Genomic DNA, 668 nt, shown 5'->3' with positions numbered 1-668 from the left:
GGTAAACCGACGAGTCGTCGTTACAGTCCGGAGGAGAAGGCCTCCGCGGTGCGGATGGTGCGCACCCTGCGCGCGGAGCTGGGTACCGAGCACGGCACCGTGCAGCGCGTGGCCAACCAGCTCGGTTACGGGGTGGAATCGGTGCGTCAGTGGGTCCGCCAGGCCGACATCGACGACGGCCAGACCCCCGGGGTGTCGACCGCGGAGGCGCGACGGATCAAGGACCTTGAGCAGGAGAATCGAGAACTCAAGCGTGCCAACGAAATACTGAAACGAGCAGCGACTTTCTTCGGGGCGGAGCTCGACCGCCAACACACGAAATAGTGGCCTTCATCGACGCCAACCGCGCCGATCTCGGGGTCGAGCCCATCTGCACCGTCCTGCGCAACGCAGGCGTGCAGGTGGCCCCGAGCACCTACTACGCGGCCAAGTCCCGGCCGGCGTCGGCGCGCGCAGTCCGCGATGCAGTGATGATCCCGGTGCTGGTCAAGCTTTGGGAAGACAACTACTCGGTCTACGGGGCCCGCAAGCTGGCCAAGGCTGCTCGCCGGGCCGGTCACGACATCGGCCGGGATCAGGTCGCCCGGCTGATGAAGGCCGCCGGCATCGCCGGTGTGCACCGCCGCCGGAAGGTACGCACCACCAAGGCCGATCCGGAGGCTCCACGC

Annotated in this window: 1 pseudogene and 1 other annotated feature; the pseudogene reads left to right on the top strand. The window is 67.5% G+C overall.

Annotated features, from left to right (window positions below):
* Positions 1-668: pseudogene (locus BST10_RS22235) on the top strand (IS3 family transposase); the annotation flags it as partial.
* Positions 279-410 (top strand) — a sequence feature (AL1L pseudoknot). It overlaps the preceding pseudogene by 132 nt.

The organism is Mycolicibacter algericus DSM 45454, assembly GCF_002086455.1.
Lineage (GTDB): Bacteria > Actinomycetota > Actinomycetes > Mycobacteriales > Mycobacteriaceae > Mycobacterium > Mycobacterium algericum.
This window is presented reverse-complemented; position numbering and strand designations above follow the sequence as displayed.